The sequence below is a fragment of the Azospirillum sp. B21 genome, from assembly GCF_008364825.1.
Lineage (GTDB): Bacteria > Pseudomonadota > Alphaproteobacteria > Azospirillales > Azospirillaceae > Azospirillum.
In genome coordinates this window covers 326409-347722 of record NZ_VTTO01000003.1, presented here as the reverse complement: position 1 = coordinate 347722, position 21314 = coordinate 326409, and the positions used below count along the sequence as shown (strand labels likewise).

The 21314-nt window shown below is 67.8% G+C and carries 17 protein-coding genes; 10 read left to right on the top strand and 7 right to left on the bottom strand.

Annotated elements, in window-relative coordinates; all coding sequences use genetic code 11:
• Positions 1-2: 2 nt before the first annotated feature.
• Complete coding sequence (locus FZ983_RS09815; RefSeq protein ID WP_149223373.1) at positions 3-1964, bottom strand: autotransporter assembly complex family protein; 1962 nt, start codon at positions 1962-1964, stop codon at positions 3-5.
• Between the two features lie 248 nt (positions 1965-2212).
• Between FZ983_RS09815 and typA the strand changes: the two genes are divergently transcribed.
• Positions 2213-4039 (top strand): translational GTPase TypA, encoded by a 1827-nt coding sequence (gene typA, locus FZ983_RS09810; protein ID WP_149223372.1) that lies wholly within the window; start codon positions 2213-2215, stop codon positions 4037-4039.
• Between the two features lie 97 nt (positions 4040-4136).
• Positions 4137-5810, top strand: coding sequence for an iron ABC transporter permease (locus tag FZ983_RS09805; RefSeq protein ID WP_149223371.1), 1674 nt, complete (start codon positions 4137-4139; stop codon positions 5808-5810).
• A 6-nt stretch (positions 5811-5816) separates the two neighbouring features.
• On the opposite strand, the gene FZ983_RS09800 is transcribed toward FZ983_RS09805, so the two are convergent.
• Together FZ983_RS09800 and FZ983_RS09795 are read right to left on the bottom strand one after the other, a co-directional pair.
• Positions 5817-7712, bottom strand: a complete 1896-nt coding sequence (locus tag FZ983_RS09800; protein ID WP_149223370.1) for a potassium/proton antiporter — start codon at positions 7710-7712, stop codon at positions 5817-5819.
• 119 nt (positions 7713-7831) lie between these two features.
• Positions 7832-8332, bottom strand: a complete 501-nt coding sequence (locus tag FZ983_RS09795; RefSeq protein ID WP_149223369.1) for an RT0821/Lpp0805 family surface protein — start codon at positions 8330-8332, stop codon at positions 7832-7834.
• A 166-nt stretch (positions 8333-8498) separates the two neighbouring features.
• Between FZ983_RS09795 and FZ983_RS09790 the strand changes: the two genes are divergently transcribed.
• Positions 8499-8678 (top strand): hypothetical protein, encoded by a 180-nt coding sequence (locus tag FZ983_RS09790; protein WP_149223368.1) that lies wholly within the window; start codon positions 8499-8501, stop codon positions 8676-8678.
• A 373-nt stretch (positions 8679-9051) separates the two neighbouring features.
• The gene (locus FZ983_RS09785) at positions 9052-10839 is read left to right on the top strand and encodes an ABC transporter transmembrane domain-containing protein (protein WP_149223367.1); all 1788 of its coding nucleotides are present in this window, start codon (positions 9052-9054) and stop codon (positions 10837-10839) included.
• Positions 10840-10979: 140 nt separating this feature from the next.
• Here FZ983_RS09785 and FZ983_RS09780 read toward each other — a convergent pair whose 3' ends face one another.
• The 3 genes from FZ983_RS09780 to FZ983_RS09770 form a co-directional block, all read right to left on the bottom strand.
• Complete coding sequence (locus tag FZ983_RS09780) at positions 10980-12068, bottom strand: ABC transporter ATP-binding protein (protein ID WP_149223366.1); 1089 nt, start codon at positions 12066-12068, stop codon at positions 10980-10982.
• Position 12069: 1 nt separating this feature from the next.
• The gene (locus FZ983_RS09775; protein WP_149223365.1) at positions 12070-13092 is read right to left on the bottom strand and encodes a Fe(3+) ABC transporter substrate-binding protein; all 1023 of its coding nucleotides are present in this window, start codon (positions 13090-13092) and stop codon (positions 12070-12072) included.
• Positions 13093-13171: 79 nt separating this feature from the next.
• Positions 13172-15361: a bifunctional diguanylate cyclase/phosphodiesterase gene (locus FZ983_RS09770; protein ID WP_149223364.1), complete on the bottom strand. Its 2190-nt coding sequence runs from the start codon at positions 15359-15361 to the stop codon at positions 13172-13174.
• Positions 15362-15961: 600 nt separating this feature from the next.
• Between FZ983_RS09770 and FZ983_RS09765 the strand changes: the two genes are divergently transcribed.
• A complete protein-coding gene (locus FZ983_RS09765) occupies positions 15962-16207 on the top strand; it encodes a hypothetical protein (RefSeq protein ID WP_149223363.1) in 246 nt (81 codons plus the stop codon).
• Here the strand turns inward: FZ983_RS09765 and FZ983_RS09760 are convergent.
• Entirely contained in the window at positions 16179-16520 is a 342-nt protein-coding gene (locus FZ983_RS09760; protein ID WP_149223362.1) for a YnfA family protein, read from the bottom strand. The two genes, FZ983_RS09765 and FZ983_RS09760, sit on opposite strands and share 29 nt — an antisense overlap.
• A 223-nt stretch (positions 16521-16743) precedes the next feature.
• Between FZ983_RS09760 and FZ983_RS09755 the strand changes: the two genes are divergently transcribed.
• From FZ983_RS09755 to trpE, 5 genes are all read left to right on the top strand, one after another.
• Entirely contained in the window at positions 16744-16959 is a 216-nt protein-coding gene (locus FZ983_RS09755) for a hypothetical protein (protein WP_149223361.1), read from the top strand.
• A gap of 22 nt (positions 16960-16981) precedes the next feature.
• Positions 16982-17338 (top strand): hypothetical protein, encoded by a 357-nt coding sequence (locus tag FZ983_RS09750; protein ID WP_149223360.1) that lies wholly within the window; start codon positions 16982-16984, stop codon positions 17336-17338.
• A gap of 104 nt (positions 17339-17442) precedes the next feature.
• The gene (locus FZ983_RS09745) at positions 17443-17622 is read left to right on the top strand and encodes a CsbD family protein (protein ID WP_149223359.1); all 180 of its coding nucleotides are present in this window, start codon (positions 17443-17445) and stop codon (positions 17620-17622) included.
• A gap of 198 nt (positions 17623-17820) precedes the next feature.
• Positions 17821-19701, top strand: a complete 1881-nt coding sequence (locus FZ983_RS09740; RefSeq protein ID WP_149223358.1) for a peptidylprolyl isomerase — start codon at positions 17821-17823, stop codon at positions 19699-19701.
• A gap of 41 nt (positions 19702-19742) precedes the next feature.
• Positions 19743-21254 (top strand): anthranilate synthase component I, encoded by a 1512-nt coding sequence (gene trpE / locus FZ983_RS09735; RefSeq protein ID WP_149223357.1) that lies wholly within the window; start codon positions 19743-19745, stop codon positions 21252-21254.
• Positions 21255-21314: the final 60 nt, after the last annotated feature.

Sequence of the window (21314 nt, the reverse complement as noted above, 5' to 3'; positions counted from 1 at the left end):
GTTTAAAATGCCTGCCCCAGGCTGAGATACAGCTGCCAGCGCGCGTCGCCGCTCGCCGGGTTGAGGGGTATGCCGACGTCCACGCGCAGGGGACCGAAGTCGGTGTAGTAGCGCAGGCCGAGGCCGGCGCCGACGCGCAGCGGCTCGCTGAAATCGGGATAGGCCGAATCATAGACCGTGCCGGCATCGACGAAGGGAACGACGCCGATGCTCTCCGTCACCTTGATGCGCAGTTCCGCCCCGATTTCGAACAGCGACCGGCCGCCGACAGGGTCGTCGTAGCGGTCGCGCGGCCCCGCCTTCTGGAAGCCGTAGCCGCGCACCGACCCGCCGCCGCCGGCATAGAACCGATGGTCGGGCGGGATGTCGGTCAGCGAGGTGCCCAGGATGCTGCCCAACCCGATCCGCGCCGCGGCGACATAGCGCCCATCGTTGCCGAGATCGTAATAGGTGGAGCCGTTCAGCAGGATCGAGGTGAAAGGCGACTTGGTGTCCCCGCCGATCGGGAACCACGGCGTCACCTGCAGCGAGGCCCGCTGGCCGGAGGTGGGGTTCAGCAGATTGTCGGTGCCGTTCCAGGCGGCGCCCAGCGGCACGCCGATGAAGGCGGTCTGGTAGGTGGTGTCCTCGGTCTTCACCCGGCCGCGCTCGCCGGTCACGCCGTAGCTGACGGTCAACTGGTCGGTCAGCGGCCGTTCGAGCTTGACCGTCAGTTCCGAGGCGACGCGGCTGTAGGCCGGCGGCTGGTCGTTGACCACGGCGAAATTGACCACCAGCGACTGTTTGACCGCCAGGAAGTCGGGCTTGCGGAAATTCACGCTGAAACGCAGGTCCGGCAGGTCGTTGCCGGTGCTTGAACTGCCGCCGGAGGATCCGGCGACTCGCCCGACATCGACGCCGAGGCGCAGTTGCTCCGCCCCGCCGAACAGGTTGCGGTGGCCCCAATAAGCATTGGTGCCAAGCCCGTCCTCGGTGGAGAAGGTGACGCCACCGCCGATGAAGCGGCGCTTGCGCTCGCCCACCGTGACGATCACCGGCGTCACGCCGTCCGGCCCCGGCTCGTCCGCCATCCGCACACGGACGGTGTCGAAGACCTGCAATGCCGCGATGTCCTGCCGCGCCCGGTCGGTGGCGCCGGGGTCGTAGACCTGCCCCTCCGTCCAGGCCAGCCGCCCGCGCACCAGATCCTCTTCGACCTTCTCCAGCCCTTCGATGCGGGTGGCGCCGTAGCGGGTCAGCGGGCCGGGATCGACGGTGTAGGCGACGTCCATCGTCCGGTCGGAATGATCGACCACCACCTCGCGGTCGGCAGCCTTGGCGAAGGCGTAGCCACGTTTGGCGAGCCGGCCGACCAGTTCCGATTCGGCATCCAGCACCCGCTGCGCCACCGCCGGCGACCCGGCGGCGAGGCCGAGGTCGTCGGTCGCGACCTCCCCCGGCAGTGTCCCCCCGTTGGCGCCGCGCACCGTCACCGTCTTGAAGTGGTAGAGCGGACCCGGCGTCACCGCGACCGTGACCTTGACCGGCGGAGCTTCCCCACCCGCAGGCAAGGTGCCGGTGGCCGCCGGATCCTCGATGCGGATGTCCAGCCGGGCGTCGTAATAGCCGGCGGAGCGCAGCGCCGTCTGCAACCGGTCGCGGTCGCTGTCCGCCCGCCGCTCCAGCCCGATCAGCGAAGGCGGTGTATCCCCCTTCAACTCCACCAGCGTCGAGGCGTCGTTGAGCGTGCCGCGCAGCCCGTCATCCTCGACGCCGGTGATCTCGACCTCGTAGCGGATGCCGGCCGGCCGCACCTCCTCCTCCGCTGGAGCGTCGGGGGCGGGCTGGGCGCCGGGAATGCCGTCGGCCGGCGAATCCTGGGCGCGGCCGGTGCCGGACGGCCCCAGCAGCAGCAGGGCGGCGACCAGAGGAACGGCGACGGGGGCCTTGAAGGGCGCGGCTGCAATCCGGGTTGCGGCGGCCATCCTGCGGCGGGAAGCGGAAGCGAAGCGGATCATCGCCCACAATGTAGGCTGCGACCACGCATGGCTCCATCCCGGAAATTCGCGTTAGACCAAAGGGCACGGGACTTGCGTTTTGGCCGCAGTCCCATATATTGCGCCGCAACAGTTTCCCCGACAGCGCCCACGGATTAATCTTCGTCGGGCCTTTTTGTTGTTTGTGGCATGACGCTGCTGCGTGTCGGGGGTGCCATTGCGAGACCGAAGGCTCCATGAATCTCCGTAACGTCGCCATCATCGCACACGTCGACCACGGCAAGACCACGCTGGTCGATCAACTTCTCAAGCAAGCCGGCTCGTTCCGCGAGAACCAGCAGGTGGCCGAACGCGCCATGGACTCCAACGACCTGGAGCGCGAGCGCGGCATCACTATTCTGGCCAAGTGCACGTCGGTCCTGTGGAACGACCTGCGCATCAACATCGTCGACACCCCGGGCCACGCCGATTTCGGTGGCGAGGTGGAGCGCATCCTCTCCATGGTCGACGGCGTCGTCCTGCTCTGCGACGCGGCCGAAGGCCCGCTGCCGCAGACCAAGTTCGTGCTGGGCAAGGCGCTGAAGCTGGGCCTGCGCCCGATCGTCGTCATCAACAAGGTGGACCGTCCCGACGGCCGTCCGCACGAGGTGCATGACGAGGTCTTCGACCTGTTCGCCTCGCTCGACGCCTCGAACGAGCAGCTGGACTTCCCGACCCTGTTCGCCTCGGGCCGCAACGGCTGGGCGACCACGGACCTGGAGAACGGCGCCCGCGAGACGCTGACCCCGCTGTTCGAGCTGATCCGCGACCATGTCCCCGCCCCGAAGGTCGAGGAAGACCTGCCCTTCAGCATGCTGGCGACCACGCTGGAGGCGAACCCGTATCTGGGCCGTATCCTGACCGGCCGCATCCTGACCGGTTCGGTCAAGGTCAACATGGCCGTCAAGTCGCTGAGCCGCGACGGCAAGCTGGTCGAGAATGCCCGCATCAGCAAGGTGCTGGCCTTCCGCGGCCTGGAGCGCGTTCCGGTGGACGAGGCGCATGCCGGCGATATCGTCGCGCTGGCCGGCATGACCAACACCACCGTGGCCGACACCATCTGCGCGCCGGAAGTCGCCGAGCCGCTGGCCGCGCAGCCGATCGACCCGCCGACCCTGGCGATGACCTTCTCGGTCAACGACAGCCCGCTGGCCGGCCGCGAGGGCGACAAGGTCACCAGCCGCATGATCCGCGACCGCCTGTTCCGCGAAGCGGAAGGCAACGTGGCGCTGCGCATCTCCGACACCGAGGGCGGCGATGCCTTCGAGGTGGCCGGCCGTGGCGAACTGCAGCTGGGCATCCTGATCGAGACCATGCGCCGCGAGGGCTACGAGCTGGCGATCAGCCGTCCGCGCGTGCTGTTCAAGACCGACCCGCTGAACGGCCAGCGCCTGGAGCCGATCGAGGAAGTCGTCGTCGACGTCGACGAGGAGTTCTCGGGCACCGTCGTCCAGAAGATGTCGGAGCGCAAGGCCGACCTCATCGAGATGCGTCCCAGCGGCGGCAACAAGACCCGCATCGTCTTCCACGCCCCGTCGCGCGGCCTGATCGGCTATCAGGGCGAGTTCCTGACCGACACCCGCGGCACCGGCATCATGAACCGCCTGTTCCACGGCTACGCCCCGTTCAAGGGCGCCATCGCGGCCCGCCGCACCGGCGTCCTGATCTCCAACAGCGACGGCACCGCGGTGGCGTACGCGCTGTGGAACCTTGAGGATCGCGGCCCGATGCTGATCGATCCGGGCGTTCCGGTCTATCAGGGCATGATCATCGGCGAGCACACCCGCGGTAACGACCTCGAGGTCAATGTCATCAAGGGCAAGCAGCTGACGAACATCCGCACCACCAGCAAGGACGAGGCGGTCCGCCTGACTCCGCCGATCCAGATGACCCTGGAAAAGGCGCTGTCCTACATCTCCGACGACGAGCTGGTGGAAGTCACGCCCAAGTCCATCCGCCTGCGCAAGCGCTACCTCGATCCGAACGAGCGCAAGCGTCACCAGCGCGCCGCCGAAGCCAGCTGATAACGGTTCGCATATAGGCTAGAGTACCGGCGGCGTTTGCCCCCCTACCAGGGAGCAAGCGCCGCCTTCTTTTTGAACACTGCGAGGATGTTTCCGCATGGCGATGGCGACCGACGCGAAGTCCCCCGGCTCCCCGTCCTTATCCCCTCGCCGATTGTGGTCGCGGGTCGGTCCGACCGGGCTGTTCTCCCTGGTCCTCGCATTGCTGATCGCCTTGCCGATCCTCGCCGTCTTCGTCCAGGCGGGCGGCGTCTCCACCGATCTGTGGGGACACATGGCGCGGACGGTGCTTCCCGGCTACATCCTCAACACCCTGATCCTGCTGGGAATCGTCGGCGTCGTCACGCTGGTGACCGGCGTGGCATGCGCCTGGACCGTCACCATGCATGACTTCCGCGGACGCGGGGTGCTGCAATGGCTGCTTCTGTTGCCGTTGGCCATGCCGGCCTATGTGCTGGCCTACACCTACACCGACTTCCTGCAATTCGCCGGGCCGCTGCAGTCCTTCCTGCGCGCCACCTTCGGCTGGCGCCGCGGCGACTATTGGTTCCCGGAGATCCACACCGCCTGGGGCGCCGGGCTGGTGCTGTCGTCGGTGCTGTACCCTTATGTCTATGTGCTGACCCGCGCCGCTTTCCTCGAGCAGTCTGTCTGCGTGCTGGAGGCCAGCCGGACGCTGGGCTGCACCCAGTTCGGCGCCTTCCGCCGCGTGGCGCTGCCGCTGGCGCGGCCGGCGCTGGTGGCCGGCGTCGGCTATGCGCTGATGGAGACGCTGGCCGATTTCGGCGCGGTGCGCTACTTCGGCATCGACACCTTCACCGTCGGCATCTACCGCACCTGGTTTGCGCTCGGCGACCCGGCCGCAGCGGCGCAGTTGGCCGCCGTGCTTCTGCTGGTTGTGCTGGCTCTGGTCGGGCTGGAGCGGCTGTCGCGCGGGAAGATGCGCTTCCACCAGACCACCGGCCGCTACCGCGCCCTGCCCGCCCCGCGCCTGTCGGCCCGCGGCACGGTGGTGGCCTGGATCGTCTGCCTGACACCGGTGCTGTTCGGCTTCCTGCTGCCGGGCGCGGTGCTGATCCGCATGATCCTGCGCGGCGGCACGGAGTTGACGCTCGCCCGCTTCACCGACCTGACGGTCAACACCTTCATCCTCGGCGCCAGCGGTGCCGCGCTGGTCGTCGTCGTGGCGCTGATGGTGATCCATGGCGTGCGCCACGACCGCAGCGGGCTTGCCACCGGCGCCGCGCGCCTCGCCTCGCTCGGCTATGCCACACCGGGCACGGTGATCGCGGTGGGCATCCTGATCACCGTCGGGCTGACCCGCGACTGGACCGGCTGGCCGGTCGGCGCCATCCTCGGCGCCACCATCGCCGGCATCCTCTACGGCTATCTGATCCGCTTCTTCGTGGTGGCCTATGGGCCGCTCGAATCCGGCTTCGCCAAGATCGGCCCAAATCTGGAGGGGGCGGCCCGCTCGCTCGGCCATACGCCGCTGCAGGTGCTGCGCCGGGTCCATCTGCCGCTGCTGCGCCCCAGCCTTCTCAGCGCCGCCATGCTGGTGTTCGTCGACATCACCAAGGAGCTGCCGGCGACGATGATCCTGCGGCCCTTCAACTTCGACACGCTGGCGATCGAAGCCTTCCGCATGGCCTCCACCGAGCGGCTGGACGACGCCGCCCTGCCCGCCCTGGTGATCGTTCTCGTCGGCCTCGCCCCCGTCATCTATCTGAGCCGCACCATCGCCTCGTCGCGCCCAGGCCATCGCGGGTAGCCGCCCTCACGCCTCGTTGCGGCTTTCCACCCGGTCCTCCCGCGGTTGCTCCGCCACAGGCGGAGGTGCTGGCAGGCGCCGGGCCCGCAGCCTCTCGCGCTCCTTCCAGCGGCGGAAGGCGTGCTCGTTCCACCAGCCGCGCAACCGCCCATGGATGTCGGCGAAGCGCTGGTAGAGCGGCCGGCGCCGGCTGGTGACGCGGACGGGCTCCAGCGCCAGCCCGACCGAGGTGATGGTGTTCTCGTCCATGTCGCGAACGATCAGCTCGACGCCGCCCATGCGCACCCGGTCGCCCAACTCGCAGGATCCGCCGAACTCGTTGCGCAGCAGGTCGCTCAGCGTCAGCCGGGCGTTGGGCAGCGACAGCGGCAGGCCATACATCTCGGCGATCTGCTCCACCGTCGCATCGGGGCTCAGCACCAGATCGCCGTAGAACTCGCGGTCGGACTGGTCGAGCGCGCGGCTGCCGCCATAGAGCTTGTCGATCAGCGGCAGGCGATGCTGCGGCGTGAACAGATAGACATGGTCACCGGGCTGCAGCGGCTTGGCCTTGTGCAGCGGCACCACCGCGCCGGCGCGGATGACCAGCGACGGCTTGGCCCAGCGCGGCATGCGCTGCCCACGCGCCGCCGGGCTTTTGCCATGGACGGTGTAGGCGACAAGCTCCTGGTCGGCATTGCCGGGAAGCTCCAGCTCCACGCGCTCCACCGGGCCGCGGCGGGGCGGGACGATCAGTTCCAGCAGGCGGGCCATGCTGCCGATGGTCCAGCCCTGCACCAGCAGCGAGACGACCACGACGACGAAGGCCGTGTTGAAGATCAGCTGCCCGTTCTCCAACCCGCCCAGCACCGGAACCAGCGCCAGCAGGAGCGACACCGCGCCGCGCAGGCCGACCCAGGCGATGAAGCTGGTCTCCCGCACCGAGAAGCGGAAGGGCAGCAGGCACATCCACACCGCCAGCGGCCGGGCGACGACGATCAGCACCAGCGCCACCCCCAGGGCAGGCAGCAGCATGCCCGCGAACTCCCGCGGGGTGGCGAGCAGGCCCAGCATGACGAACATGACGATCTGGCTGAGCCAGGTCAGGCCGGAATGGAAGCGCCGCAGTTCCAGCGCGCCGCGCAGCTTGACGTTCCCGGCATAGAGCCCGGCGGCATAGACGGCCAGATAGCCGCTGCCGCCCAGCACGTTGGTGGCGGCGAAGATGAACAGGGCGAAGGTGAGCGTCACCACCGGGTTCAGCCCGGTCTCGAAATTCGCCTTGTTGATGAAGGCCACCAGCAGCCAGCCGCCGGCCAGCCCCATCACCCCGCCCAGCGCGAAGGCCAGCACCAATTCGCCGACGATGGCGGCGGGCGATGCCAGACCATGGGTCGCCGCCTCCACCAGCAGGATGGTCAGCATGATGGCGACCGGGTCGTTGCTGCCCGATTCGATCTCCAGCGTCGAACGCACGCGGTCGCGCAAAGTGATGCCACCGACCCGCAGCAGGAAGAAGACCGCCGCCGCGTCGGTGGAGCTGCAGGCGGCGCCGACCAGCAGCGCCTCCCACCACCCCAAATTCATCAGGTAATGGGCGGCCAGCCCGACGACGCCGGTGGTCACGGCGACGCCGACGGTCGCCAGCGTCATGGCCGGCCAGGCGGCGGCGCGATAGCTGGCGAGCTTGGTGTCGAATCCGCTTTCGAACAGGATCACGGCCAGCGCCATCGACCCGATCAGGAAGGCGGAGCCGGCATCGTTGAAGGCGATGTGGCCGATGCCGTCCTCCCCCGCCAGCAGGCCGATGCCGAGGAAGATCAGAAGCAGGGGAGCGCCGATGCGCAAGGCGAGGTAGCTGGTCAGCACGCTGACGATCAGCAGCGTGGACCCGATGAGAATGATGTAGCTGACCGCCTCCATATGCCCCACACGCCGTTGGCATCAGGCCGCCCCCTGGCGGAACTCCTTGATTTTGACGGCAACCCTGCACATCCGCAAGGCGTAGAAGCCGGAGGCGGTCGTTCGGAAAGGCTGTACGCTTACGACACCAGCTTCCAGCTTCCGTCAGCCTGCCGGCAGGCGGTGCCGCGCGCGACCTCGGTCTTGCCATCGATCACCACGGTGTGGTTGTAGTCGCGGCAGGTCTGGCCGCTGCTGCCCTGATAGGTGCGCACCGGTTGGATGGTGCCGCTGTTGCCGGATTGCGGGTTGTTCCAGGTGATGGTCTGGTTGTTGGCGACCGCACGCTCCTCGGCGTCGGACGCCCGGTTCTGGTCGGCCGGGGTGAACTGGCGGGCCAGCTGCTGGCCGGCATAGGCGCCGAGCAGCGTGCCGATGGCCGTGGTCGCCAACTTGCCGGCTCCGCCGCCGAAGCGCGAACCGAGCAGGCCGCCGGCAACGGCGCCACCCAGCGTGCCGACGGTCTCCGTGGTGTTCATCCCGCCGATGCCGCCGCTGTTGCCGGTCTGGCAGGCGGCCAGGGACAAGGCCGCCGTGGCGGCGATGGCGGTTGCGCGCAGGCGGTTGGTGATGCGCCGCATGGTCGTTCCCCCATATCAACGTTGCATGGTCAAAGTCCGGTCAACGCTTGTGGGGTTAAGAGGTTCCCCCCGAAAGAGTCAGAACCAAAAGATCAGGAGGCGATGGAAGCAAAATGCCCTTCCGCGTGTTTAGACATCGAACAGTCAACACGAGGAGGGTTGCAAGATGTCCCGTTTGCGTCTGATCGGTGCGGTGTTCGCGCTTCTTTCCCTCTCCGCCTGCTCGACTGGCGGCGTGGTCGGCGGTGCGGCCGGCGCGGCCGGCGGTTACGCGGTGGACGGCACCCGCGGCGCCGTGATCGGCGGCCTGGGCGGTGCGGCGCTTGGCACGGCCATCGATCACTAAGACAGGCCGGTAGAGGCTGACCGGCTATCCGCGCACCGGCTCGCGTATCGATTTTCGCGGGCCGGTCGCGAAGGGGCGGGCGCGTCGTGCAGTTGCGGCAGGACGCGCTCCCCGCCCCATATCCCCGGATGCGGCAACCGGGCGGTTGTCGCAGAGCGGGCTCTTTCCGTTTGCAAAGCTCCAGTCCGGCCGCTTTCTGTCGCTTGGGATCTCCCTGGCGGCATGGGCATCCGCGATGCCGATAATCCGACACCCGCCACGACTGCTTTGAAGGGAGCTTGAAACCGCAGCCTGGGTTGCCGCGCCGACCGGTGGACAAAGCCGAAGCCCATGGGCTAAGCCATCCGCAACGGACAAGAGATCGGATGCGACCGTGACGAACAAGAGCGGCAAGCCCCTGCGCCTGGATGCGGCGACCGAACGGCTGGTGGCGCGGATGTGGCGCGAGTGGGTGCGGCCCTACCGCGGCAAGCTGATGCTGTCCTTCCTGCTGATGGCGGTGGTGGCGGCGACCACCGGCGCCTATCCGCTGCTGATCGACCAGTCCTATGCCATGTTCTCCGCCCAGGACCGCGGCATGCTGCTGGCGATCCCCCTGGCGATCGTCGCGGTGACGGTGATCAAGGGAACGTCGCTCTACTCCCAGACCGTGGTGACCAGCGACATCGTCCAGCGCGTCATCGCCGACGTCCGCCTGTCGATGTTCACGCATCTGCAGACCGCCGACATGGCCCAACTGCACGCCACCCCGACCGGGGCGCTGACCTCGCGCTTCATCAACGACGTCGACCTGATCCGGAATGCGCTGACCCGCACGCTGACCGGTTTGGTGCGCGACATCCTGACGGTGATCGCGCTGGTCGGATCGATGTTCTATCTCGACTGGTTCCTGTCGCTGATCGTCTTCATCATCTATCCCATCGCCGCGGTGCCGATCGTGCGCATCGGCAAGCGCCTGCGCCGCGTGTCGCGCGATACCCAGGCGCAGATGGGCGACATGACCTCGCTGCTGACCGAAAGCCTGTCGGGCGCGCGCATGGTCAAGACCTACAATCTGGAGGATTACGAACGCGCACGCGCCGGCCGCGCCTTTCACGAGAACTACCAGCTGACCATGAAGGCGGTGCGCGCCCGCTCGCGCATCGACCCGATGATGGAGGTGCTGGGCGGCGTCGCGGTGGCGGGCGTCATCGCGTTCGCCGGCTACCGCATGACGATGGGCGAGGGGTCCGTCGGCGCCTTTTCCGGCTTTGTCGGCGCGCTGCTGATGGCGGCCCAGCCGGTGCGCGCCATCGGCACGCTGAACGCCGCCCTGCAGGAGGGGCTGGCCGCCGCCCAGCGCATCTTCGAACTGCTGGACCAGCAGCCGACCATCCTGGAGCGGCCCGACGCCAAGCAGCTGGCGGTGACCGAGGGCGCGGTCGCCCTGCGCGGCGTCCGCTTCTCCTATGAGGCCGGGGCCGACACGCTGAAGGGCATCGACCTCGACGTGCCGGCCGGCAGCACGGTGGCGCTGGTCGGGCGCAGCGGCGCCGGCAAATCGACCGTCTTCAACCTGATCCCGCGCCTCTACGACGTGACGGGCGGCGAGGTGCTGGTCGACGGCCAAGACGTTCGCGGCGCCACCCTGCGCAGCCTGCGCGGTGCGGTGTCGATCGTCAGCCAGGACACCGTGCTGTTCAACGACACGGTACGGGCGAACATCGGCTTCGGCCGGCTGGATGCCGGAATGGAGGAGATCGTCGCCGCCGCCAAGGCCGCCGCCGCCCATGATTTCGTCTCGAAACTGCCGGAGGGCTACGACACGGTGATCGGCGACCGCGGCGTGAAGCTGTCGGGCGGCGAACGCCAGCGGCTGGCACTGGCCCGCGCCTTCCTGAAGGACGCGCCGATCCTGCTGCTGGACGAGGCGACCAGCGCGCTGGACAGCGAGTCCGAACGCTTGGTGCAGGCGGCGCTGGAGCGGTTGACGGAGGGGCGTACGACGCTGGTGATCGCCCACCGGCTGGCGACCGTGCGCAATGCCGACCGAATCGTGGTGATGGAAGGCGGTCGCATCATCGAACAGGGCACCCACGAGGCGCTGCTGGCCGCCGACGGCGCCTATGCGCGGCTGTGCCGGCTGCAGTTCGGCGAGGATGAGGTGCGTGCGGGGGCTTGAGGAGGGGCTTGCACCGATTGCCCCCACCCTAATCCTCCCCCGCTGGGCGGGGGAGGGGATCAAGTGCGTGTTTGATAAAGCAGCGGCAGTCCCCCCCCCGCCCAGCGGGGGAGGTTAGGTGGGGGTCTACCCTCGCCACCTCACTCCGCCGGAAACACCATCACCCGCTCGGCCGCCATCGCAGCCGACAACTCCTCGCCGGCCCGCACGTCCACATGCCCAGGCAGGCGGGCGTGGATTTCCGACACACCGCCCGGCAAATCCAGGCACACCCGCGTCGCCGGACCAAGGAAGCTGGAATGGCGGACGCGGACCGGCACCGCGTCCGGGCGGGCGCCCAACGGCACCAATTCCAGATCCTCGACGCGGCAGGCGACCTCCACCCTGGTCCCACCGGGCAGGTGCGGCGCCTGGATGCGGCCGAGCGGCGTGACGATCTGGCCGTCGCGCACCGTCGATTCGAAGCGGTTGACCTCGCCGAACAGGCGGGCGACGAAGCTGTTGGCCGGGCGCTGGTAGAGGTTCACCGGCGTGTCGGCCTGGACGATCCGCCCGGCTTCCATCACCACCACGCGGTTGCCCATCTCCATCGCCTCTTCCGGGTCGTGGGTGACGACGATGGTGGCGATGCCGCTGGCGCGGATGATCCGCACCACCTCTTCCCGAACCGAACGGCGAAGCTGCTCGTCGAGGGCGGAGAAGGGTTCGTCAAGCAGAAGCACCTTGGGGTCGCGCGCCATGGCACGGGCCAGCGCCACCCGCTGCTGCTGCCCGCCCGACAGGGTGTGCGGGTAGGCGTCGGCGTAGCGGGTCAGCGCCATGGTTTCGAGCAGTTCGGCCACCCGGCGCTTGCGCTCTGCGCGCGGGCGGTCGGTCTGGCCGAAGGCGATGTTGCCCGCGACGGTCAGGTGCGGGAACAGCGCGAAATCCTGGAACATCATGCCGACCGGCCGCTTTTCCGGCGGCAGGGAGCGGTCGGCGGTCGCGAGCGGCACCCCGTCCACCGTGATCGTGCCGGCCTGGACCGTCTCCAATCCGCTGATCAGGCGCAGCAGGGTCGATTTGCCGCAGCCCGACGGACCGACGATGCAGACCACCTCCCGCGGGGCGACCGACAGCGACACGTCGTCGACGGCGGTCAGCGGCCCGTAGCGGTGGGTGATGCCCGTCAGGACGACAGACGAAGGAGAGGGGGCGGACGAATTCGCGGTGAACGGGGCGTCGGTCATCTTACTTCCAGCCGGCACGGTCCATGATGCGCAGCGCCTGCGGGGTGTAGGCGGCGAACGCGGCGGCGTTGACGTCGGCGGCCTTGAAGCTGCCGAGCTTCACCAGTTCCGGATGCGGCTGGACCGCCGGGTTCACCGGATATTCCATGTTGCCGTCGGCAAACAGCCGCTGCGCCTCAGGGCTCAGCAGATATTCCAGCAGCTTGCGGGCGTTCTCCTGGTTCTTGGAGGTCTTCACCACGCCGGCGCCGCTGAGGTTCACATGGGTGCCGCGGTTGTCCTGGTTGGGGAAGATCACGCCGATTTTGGAGGCGACCTCGCGGTCCTCCTGCTTGGCCGAGGTGATCAGCTTGCCGACGTAATAGGTGTTGGCGATGGCGACGTCGCCCTCGCCCACGGCAACCGCCCGGATCTGGTCGGTATCGCCGCCCTGCGGCGGACGGGCGAGATTGGCGACCAGCCCTTTCACCCACTCCTCGGTCTTCTCCTCGCCCTGTGCTTCGATGATCGAGGCGGTCAGGGCCAGGCTGTAGGGATGGGTGCCGCTGCGGGTCAGGACGCGGCCCTTCCACTCCGGCTTGGCGAGGTCTTCGTAGTTCTTGACCTGCTCCGGCTTCACCCGGTCGCGGGCGTAGACGACGATGCGGGCGCGGCTGGACAGGCCCCACCAGGCGCCGTTCGGATCGCGCAGGTTGGCCGGGACCTTGATGGCGTCGAGCGTGGGCGAGGCGACCGGAGCCAGCAGCCCTTCCTTCGCCGCGGCGGCCAGACGGCCGGCGTCCACGGTGATGAACAGGTCGGCCGGGCTGCTGGCGCCCTCCGACTTCATCCGTTGGATCAATTCGTCGTGGTTGCCTTCGATGATATTGACCTTGATGCCGGTCGACTTCGTGAAGGTCTCATAGATGACGCGGTCGGTATTATAATGTCGCGAGTTGTAGATATTCACTTCCTGGGCCTGGACGGAGACGGCGGTCAAGGCACCGACGGCGAAAGCGATCCCGGCGAACTTATCGATGAACATTCCTCACTCCCGGACTGCGAATGACTCTCAAGGTCGTGAGAATGGATATCAGTTGCAGCTGATGCTGTCGAGGCGGGATTTACCCGAAGGAGGGGGCGGCCTGCATCGCCTGTGACCGCAGCATGTCGGCCAGCGCGTCCGGCGCCATCGGCCGACCGAAGAAATAGCCCTGCATCATGTCGCAGCCGACCGACACCAGGAAATCGCGCTGCTCCGCCGTCTCCACCCCCTCGGCGACGGTGGTCAGGCCCAGGCCGTGCGCCATGCCGACTGCGGCGCGGACCAGCGCGTTGTTCTTCGGGTTGTCCGGAACGTCGATGATGAAGGCGCGGTCGATCTTCAGCTTCGCCACCGGCAACTGCTGCACGTAGCTGAGCGAGGAATAGCCTGAGCCGAAATCGTCGATGGCCGCCTGGATGCCGAGGTCGGCAAGCTCCCCCAGCGTGCGCACCGCGACCTTCAGATCGCGCACCGCCGCCTGTTCGGTGATCTCCAGCCCCAGATGGCTGCGCAGCGACGGATGGCGGCCCAACAGTTCCTCCAGCCGTAGCGTCAGATTGCCGCGCAGGAACTGCTGACCGGAGATGTTGAGGAACACGCGGTCGGGCAGCACCCCCTCCTCCTCCCACCGCGACATCTGGGCGATGGCGGTGGACAGCACCCAGTCGGTGATGGGGACGATCAGCCCGCTTTCCTCCGCCACCGGGATGAACTCCGCCGGCGAGACCGGTCCCAGCGCATGGTGGGTCCAGCGCAGCAGCGCCTCCGCCGACCGGACGCCGCCATGGCAGTCCACGATGGGCTGATAGACCAGATGCAACTCGTTGCGTTCGATGGCGTGGGTCAGATGCATGGTCAGCATCATCCGCCGCGTCGCCGCCGCCGCCATTTCCGGCGTGTAGAAGCAGACCGCGTTGCCGCCATTGTGCTGCACCGCCTGCAGGGCCAGCTTCGCCTTGGCGTTCAGATCCTCCAATGTGCTGACCGAATCGTCCTGTACCGCCGCCCCAACCGACAGGCGCAGCCGCACCCAATGGCGGTCGGCATAGATGGAGGCGGTCAGCCGGTCGTGCAGAACCCCGGCCAGCGTCCGCGCATGCTCGCCGTCGGTCACCCGTGACAGCGCTGCAAATTCATCGGCGGCGATGCGGCAGACGATGGTGTTGGGCGGCAGAACCTCCATCACCCGGCTGACCATGGCCTTCAGCGCGGCGTCGCCGACATGGAAGCCGAAGGCCTCGTTCACGTCGCTGAACTGATCGACATCGAGGGAGAAGAGCGCGAACAGCCCCTCGCCCGCCGCTCCGCCGTCCGCGGTGCCGTGGCCGGCGAACAGCGCCTCGCAGTCCTCCAGGAAGGCGGTTCGGGTGAGGACGCCGGTCAGCGGGTCGTGCCGCGCCAGATATGTCGCGCGCTGTTCGGCGGCCAGACGTTCGGAGATGTCGCGGATGATGCCGACGAAGGTCGCCTCCTCCCCCAGCCGCGCCTGACCGACGCTGAGATGAATAGGGAAGACGGTGCCGTCCTTGCGCTGGCCCAGCGTGTCGCGGCCGATGCCGATGATCTTGGCCCGGTCCGTCTTCATATAGGTGTCGATGTAGCGGTTGTGGTCGCGCGAGAAGGGCGGCGGCATCAGGATGGTCATGTTCCGCCCGAGCAGCTCGCCCTCCTCGTACCCGAACAGCTGGCAGCAGGCGCGATTGATGGAGCGGATGATGCCGCTACGGTCGGACACGATGATGCCGTCCACCGCGGCGTCCAGCAGGGTCGCGATGAAGGTGTCGCGGCAGGTCACGAACTCCGCGATGCGGTCGGGATCGCCGGTCTGGTGGAAGGTGCCGAGATACCCCACCGTCTCGCCCGCGGCGTCGCGGTGGGCCAGCACGCTGCCGCTGAGAATCGAACGGCGGCCGTCGCAGCCGGCCGTCAGGCAATCGAGCGGCGCCGAAGACCGCGACGGCGACTGGCCGACCGTCGCAATGGCCGTCGTCAGCGCTGCGATCGTCGGATGATCGAAGTCGGCAAGCGGGTGGCCGACGAGATCCGCCGGATCGGCATCCAGCACGGCGGCGAACCGCGGATCGGCATGGCGGAGCACGCAGTCACGGTCGACATAAACCAGCACCGCCCCGCCACGGTCGAGCGGATTGGAGGCCAGCAGGCTCTCGGCCAACGAAGCCAGGAAGGCCGGATCGCGCGGCAGGGCGGTGGCACCGCCTTCCCGGGCGGAAGCATCGCCGCCGGGACCGCTGATTTCGGAGCCGTTCATCTGATCCGCCGGTTGTAGGTTCACGAAACGATCCGTCTTCTCTGCAGGTCTCTGACTGCCGGCCTGCCGAAACAGGATTGGGCAACCCATATTATCATTCGAATGCCCGACGGAGGTATTATGACCCCGATCGGCGACTTTTCCAACGTTCGGCCAAGCTGCGGCATACCGATCATTCGCGTGACCGCCGGACCGTGATGCATTCGCACTCTAACGGTTGAAGTCGGATGCGCGATTGACATGGTTCAATGCGCGGTACGGTTCCCGGGAATAATCGACCGCCGCGCGACGCACCACTACAGCTTTTGCGCGTGTGGTCTGCGACAATTCGGTGGCATTGCCCACTTGCACCTGGACCTGCGGCAGTGTTCCCCGCAGGATATTCGCGGATGGGAGCGTGTCGGCCGGAAAGGCTGCAAGGCGCCTCTCCCCAATGGCTTTCGACCCGCGTGCATTCGATGCCCGCGTTCATTCGATGGAGGAATAAACCGGACCTTCCAGGCGTTCGTGCGATATCGGCATCGGCAATGGCTGCCGCCGTGACGCATCGGGAAAGCCGGCGGTCCGCCGCTCAAGAATATGGATTGGGAGCACCGTGACATGACCAACGCATTCAGCCAGATCCGCCATGCCGACGGCCGTGCATACTACCAGGGCACCCCGCTGTCCCTGGCCGAAGCGCAGATCATGCTCAACGACGACATCCTGCGCGGCAGGGTGCGCGTCGGGGCGTATCTGCAGGTGGATGGGGGTCGTCTGGTCCTGGTGAACGGCCCTGCCCTGCGGCGGTCGGTCAACCGGCCGGTCCCGCCCGCCCTCAGCCCGCGCGGGGACCAGCGAGGATAATCGCCGCCCCGACCAGACAGAGCAGAGCGCCGCCCGCGTCCCAGCGGTCCGGCCGCGCTCCCTCGACCAGCCAGAGCCACAGCAGCGACGCGGCGATGTAGACGCCACCGTAGGCCGCATAGGCGCGGCCGGCGAAATCCGCATCCGCCCACGTCAGCAGCCAGGCGAACAGGCACAGGCTGGCCACGCCCGGCAGCGTCCACCACGGGCTGCGATCCAGACGCGCCCAGGCCCAGAAGGCGAAACAGCCGGCGATTTCCGCCAGCGCCGCCGCTCCGTACAAGGCCAGCGTCGGCCACACCGCCCGCTCCATCCATCCTCCGCATCGCCGCCGTCAATCGATCGATCGGTCGCGGCGATGCTGCGGCGCGCCCGGACCCTCGTCAATGGCTTGTGCCGATCCCGAAACACCGAATCGTTGCGTCGCGGCGAAATGCGCCACAGCTCGTTTCAATTTGCACCGCTAATATTACAGGCTGTTCATGGACTTGTCCGTGGGCGCGGCATAGATTTTTCGGGAGTGGAGGCATAGCGAAATGTTCATAGACGCATCCAATCCCATGCAGGACGCTTTGGAGACCATCCGGGCCACCGATGTGATCTCGGACGCGAAGAAGCATGCGTTGCGCCAGGGATTGGAGGCGCTGCGCCGCAAGCACTGCCCGCAGCATCTCCAGGCGACCGGCTGCTGTGACGACTGCGTAACCCGTCGCCGGTGCTTGGCGGCGGTTCTCGACCTGCTCGGTTCCTGAGCATCGTGACGAAGGCATGCCGATGAGCCTCCCGCCCGGCAATCGCCCGCCCGACGCCAACATGCTTGATGACGAAGCCGCGCTCTGCTCCATCGAAATACTGGCGGAAGCGGTGGAAATGGCCTTCGTACCGGGTATCCTGGAACTGCGCACCCTGCGTGACTCATTGCAGGATGCGCGACGGACCCGGTCCGCGGCAGCCGGGCAACTGGCCTACAGCGCCTTCAGCCGTGTGGACCCGGAGTTCCGCAACCGCATCAGCCATCACGCGCTGACACTGGCCACGCTGCGGCGCCGCAACGGCGGCCCGATGCCTGTCGCAGCCCCGGCGCCGGACCGGTCGGCCGGCCGCGGTATCGACGGGCCGCGCCGGGCCTGAGGGACGGCCACGCCCGGGCTCGCCTTTCGTGTACTAATTTTAATGGAGCCTTTCTCCTTCCGGTCTGTTGTCCAGGCATAACCAATTCACAGGAGGTTGCCACCATGGACAAGGATCGCATCGAGGGCGCCGCCCGCTCCGCCAAAGGCTCGATCAAGGAAGCCGCCGGCAAGCTGACCGGCGACAAGAAGACCGAGACCGAGGGCCAAGCCGACAAGGCCGCCGGCAAGGTTCAGAACACGATCGGCGGCGCCAAGGATGCCGCCCGCGACGCTCTGAAGTAAGCTTCGGGCCTGAACGGCCGAAAGCCCCGGCGCCGCATCCGATGCGGCGCCGGGGCTTTGCCGTGCGAAAAGGCCGCCCGCAAGTCCACTTCGCGGAAATCGACCGCGCGGAAAAGGGCTGTTGCCGCCCCACCCTACCCTATCTATGATGCGCCGCCCCGGCCGGATGGCCGAACGACGCGCTTAGATTCGGGTCCCATGCTCCAGTTCATCCGCAATTTCGCCGGCTCCTGGGTCGTCAAGATCCTGTTCGTGCTGTTGATCCTCAGCTTCGGCGTTTGGGGCATCGGCGACGTGTTCCGTGCCTCCACGCCCACCACCGTCGCCGAAGTCGGCAAGGTGGAGATCGGGCAGCAGACGCTGGACCAGGAATTCCGCCGGCAGATGGAACGGCTGCGCCCGATGCTGGGCGGCACCCTGACCACCGAGCAGGCCAAGCGCTTCGGCCTTCTGGACCAGTCGCTGCAGTCGCTGATCCAGCGCACGCTGTTCGACCTCGCCGCGACCGATATGGGAATTTCCGTCGGTCCGGAGGTGGTCCGGCTGCGCATCGCCGACGAGCCGGCCTTCCGCAACCAGCAGGGCCAGTTCGATCCCAACATCTTCCGTTCAGCGCTGCGCAACGCCCAACTGACCGAGGATGCCTATGTCGCGATGATCCAGCGCGAGACGGCGCGGCAGCTGGTCGCCGGCGCCGTCGCCGCCGGCCTGACGCCGCCGCAGCCGCTGGTGCAGGATCTCTACCGCTTCCGCGGCGAAAAGCGCGTGGCGGAGGTCGTGACTCTGCCCAACGCCGCAATCGGCGATGTCGGGGTGCCCGACGACGCGGCGATCAAGCAGGCCTATGAAGACCATCAGGTCCGCTTCACCGCCCCGGAATACCGGTCGCTGACCGTCGCCCGCCTGTCGCCCGACGTGCTGGCCAAGGACATCAAGATCGACGATGCCCAGCTGCGCAAGGCGTATGAGGAGCGGGCGAGCGAGTTCGGCGCGCCGGAAAAGCGCACCGTCCAGATGCTGGTCGTCGATGACGAGGCGAAGGCGAAGCAGATCGCCGAAGCCGCCAAGGCCAAGGGGTTGGCCGAAGCCGCCAAGGACGCCGGCCAGGAGCCGGTGACGCTCGACAACATCGCCAGCGCCGACCTGCCGGAAATCGGCGACGCCGCTTTCGCGCTGGAACCCGGCAAGACCTCCGACGCGGTGAAAAGCTCGCTCGGCTGGCACATCATGGCCGTCACCGGCGTGACCCCGGCGACCACCCGCAGCTTCGAGGATGTGCGCGACCAGCTGGCGAGCGATCTGAAGAAGGAGCAGGCGCTCGATTCCGTCTTCTCCATCGCCAACCGCGTCGAAGACCAGCTGGCCAGCGGCGCGTCGCTGGACGAGGTGGCGCAGGCTCAGGGGCTGGCTCTGACCAAGGTCGCCGCCATCGACAGCACGGGCAAGGCGCCGGACGGCAGGGACGCCGCCCCGGACCTGCCCAGCCTGAAGGCACTGCTGCCCGGCGCCTTCCAACTGAAGACCGGCGCCACCTCCAACCTGACCGAGGGTGAGGGCAGCGTCTTCACCGCCGTCCGCGTCGACAGCGTGATCCCCGCTGCGGTCCGTCCGCTGGCCGACGTGCGCGATCAGGTCATCGCCGACTGGCAGCAGGAACAACGCGCCGAGCGCGCCGCCAAGAAGGCGGAGGAGATCGCCGCCCGCCTGAAGCAGGGTGCTGAGGCGGCGGCGCAGGACGTCGCCACCCAGGCCGGCGCCAGCTTCGCCATGACGGCGCCCTTCACCCGCGATGCCCAGTCGGTCCAGGGCCTGCCGGGCGACATGGTCGCCAAGCTGTTCGCCGCCAAGCCGAACGAGGTGATCAGCGGCAACACCGCCGACGCCCAGGTCGTCGCCCGCCTGAAAGAGGTGATTCCCGCCGATCCCAAGGCTGCCGACGCCGATCTGGCACCGGTCCGCGCCTCGGTCGAACAGGGGCTGGAAAGCGATCTGGTGGCCGAGTTCACCAACGCGCTGCGCGACAAGTACCCAGTGAAGATCTACCGCCAGCGCATCGACCAGTTCTTCGCCAGCAACTGAGGCTCCGGCTTAGCCGACAGCCAAGCAAGAGGTCTCGTGCCGTGAAGGTCCAGCCCGATATCGCCAGCTTCGACGCCGCATACGCCGCCGGTCGGCCGCAGGTGGTGTGGACCACGCTGGTCAGCGACTTGGAGACGCCGGTCTCCGCCTATATGAAGCTGGCCGACGGGCGTCCCTTCGGCTTCCTGCTGGAATCGGCGGAGCGCGGGGCCGGCTCGCGGCGCGACCGCTATTCGGTGATCGGCTTCAAGCCGGACGTGGTGTGGCGGTCGCGGGGCAACAGGGCGGAGATCAATCGCGACGCCCTGCATGACCGCGACGCCTTCCAGCCGCTAGGCGCCGCACCGCTCGACGCCCTGCGCGCGCTGATCAACGAGAGCCGGATTCCACTGCCGGAGGAACTGCCGCCGATGGCCGCAGGGCTGTTCGGCTACATGACCTACGACATGGTGCGGCTGATGGAACGGCTGCCGGACAACAATCCGGACGAGCTGAACATCCCCGACGCCATCCTGACGCGGCCCAGCATCGTCGCCATCTTCGACAGCCACACCGATTCGATCACGCTGGTGACGCCGGTCTGGCCGAAGGCCGGCAAGGACGCCGCCACGGCCTATGCCGACGCGCGGGAACGGCTGACCGATGCGCTGGCCGACCTGGAACGCCCCCTGCCCTACCGGCGCGAACCGCGGACCGAGAACGGCCTGCCGCTGGCCTGGACCTCCAACACGACGCGCGAGGAGTATCACGCCATCGTGGAGAGGGCGAAGGAGTACATCCGCGCCGGCGACATCTTCCAGGTCGTGCCGTCGCAGCGCATCCGCTTCCCCTTCAAGCCGTCGCCGCTGTCGCTGTACCGCACGCTGCGCCGCCTGAACCCGTCGCCCTTCCTGTTCCACTGCGACTTCGGCGACCTCACCATCGTCGGCTCCAGCCCGGAAATCCTGGTGCGCGTGCGCGACGGCAAGGTCACCGTCCGCCCCATCGCCGGCACCCGCAAGCGCGGCGCCACCACGGCGGAGGACGAGGCGCTGGCCGCCGATCTGCTGAGCGATCCCAAGGAACTGGCCGAGCATCTGATGCTGCTCGACCTCGGCCGCAACGATGTCGGCCGGGTGGCGAAGGTCGGCACCGTCAAGGTGACGGCCAAGATGATCGTGGAACTCTACAGCCACGTGATGCACATCGTCTCCAACGTCGAGGGCGAACTGGATCCGAAGTTCGACGCGCTCGACGCGCTGGTCGCCGGCTTCCCGGCCGGCACGGTGTCCGGCGCGCCGAAGGTACGCGCCATGGAGATCATCGACGAGTTGGAGAAGGCGCGCCGCGGCGTCTATGCCGGCTGCATCGGCTATTTCGGCGCGTCCGGAGCCATGGACACCTGCATCGCGCTGCGCACCGCCGTGCTGAAGGACGGCATGATGTATGTCCAGGCCGGAGGCGGTGTGGTCGCCGACAGCGATCCCGAGGCCGAATATCAGGAGACCGTCAACAAGTCGATGGCCCTGATCCGCGCCGCGGAAGAGACGCTGCGCATGACCGCGCGCGGGTAAGCGTTTCTCACATGACAATCAAAAAGGCCGCTTCGTCAGCGGCCTTTTTCATGCGCGGAT

What these genes read in the sequence shown, in the direction of transcription:
- FZ983_RS09815 (WP_149223373.1), bottom strand. Translation starts at nt 1,964, where the DNA reads ATGGCCGCCGCAACCCGGATTGCAGCCGCGCCCTTCAAGGCCCCCGTC.
- typA (WP_149223372.1), top strand. Translation starts at nt 2,213, where the DNA reads ATGAATCTCCGTAACGTCGCCATCATCGCACACGTCGACCACGGCAAG.
- FZ983_RS09805 (WP_149223371.1), top strand. Translation starts at nt 4,137, where the DNA reads ATGGCGATGGCGACCGACGCGAAGTCCCCCGGCTCCCCGTCCTTATCC.
- FZ983_RS09800 (WP_149223370.1), bottom strand. Translation starts at nt 7,712, where the DNA reads ATGGAGGCGGTCAGCTACATCATTCTCATCGGGTCCACGCTGCTGATC.
- FZ983_RS09795 (WP_149223369.1), bottom strand. Translation starts at nt 8,332, where the DNA reads ATGCGGCGCATCACCAACCGCCTGCGCGCAACCGCCATCGCCGCCACG.
- FZ983_RS09790 (WP_149223368.1), top strand. Translation starts at nt 8,499, where the DNA reads ATGTCCCGTTTGCGTCTGATCGGTGCGGTGTTCGCGCTTCTTTCCCTC.
- FZ983_RS09780 (WP_149223366.1), bottom strand. Translation starts at nt 12,068, where the DNA reads ATGACCGACGCCCCGTTCACCGCGAATTCGTCCGCCCCCTCTCCTTCG.
- FZ983_RS09775 (WP_149223365.1), bottom strand. Translation starts at nt 13,092, where the DNA reads ATGTTCATCGATAAGTTCGCCGGGATCGCTTTCGCCGTCGGTGCCTTG.
- FZ983_RS09770 (WP_149223364.1), bottom strand. Translation starts at nt 15,361, where the DNA reads ATGAACGGCTCCGAAATCAGCGGTCCCGGCGGCGATGCTTCCGCCCGG.
- FZ983_RS09765 (WP_149223363.1), top strand. Translation starts at nt 15,962, where the DNA reads ATGACCAACGCATTCAGCCAGATCCGCCATGCCGACGGCCGTGCATAC.
- FZ983_RS09760 (WP_149223362.1), bottom strand. Translation starts at nt 16,520, where the DNA reads ATGGAGCGGGCGGTGTGGCCGACGCTGGCCTTGTACGGAGCGGCGGCG.
- FZ983_RS09755 (WP_149223361.1), top strand. Translation starts at nt 16,744, where the DNA reads ATGTTCATAGACGCATCCAATCCCATGCAGGACGCTTTGGAGACCATC.
- FZ983_RS09750 (WP_149223360.1), top strand. Translation starts at nt 16,982, where the DNA reads ATGAGCCTCCCGCCCGGCAATCGCCCGCCCGACGCCAACATGCTTGAT.
- FZ983_RS09745 (WP_149223359.1), top strand. Translation starts at nt 17,443, where the DNA reads ATGGACAAGGATCGCATCGAGGGCGCCGCCCGCTCCGCCAAAGGCTCG.
- FZ983_RS09740 (WP_149223358.1), top strand. Translation starts at nt 17,821, where the DNA reads ATGCTCCAGTTCATCCGCAATTTCGCCGGCTCCTGGGTCGTCAAGATC.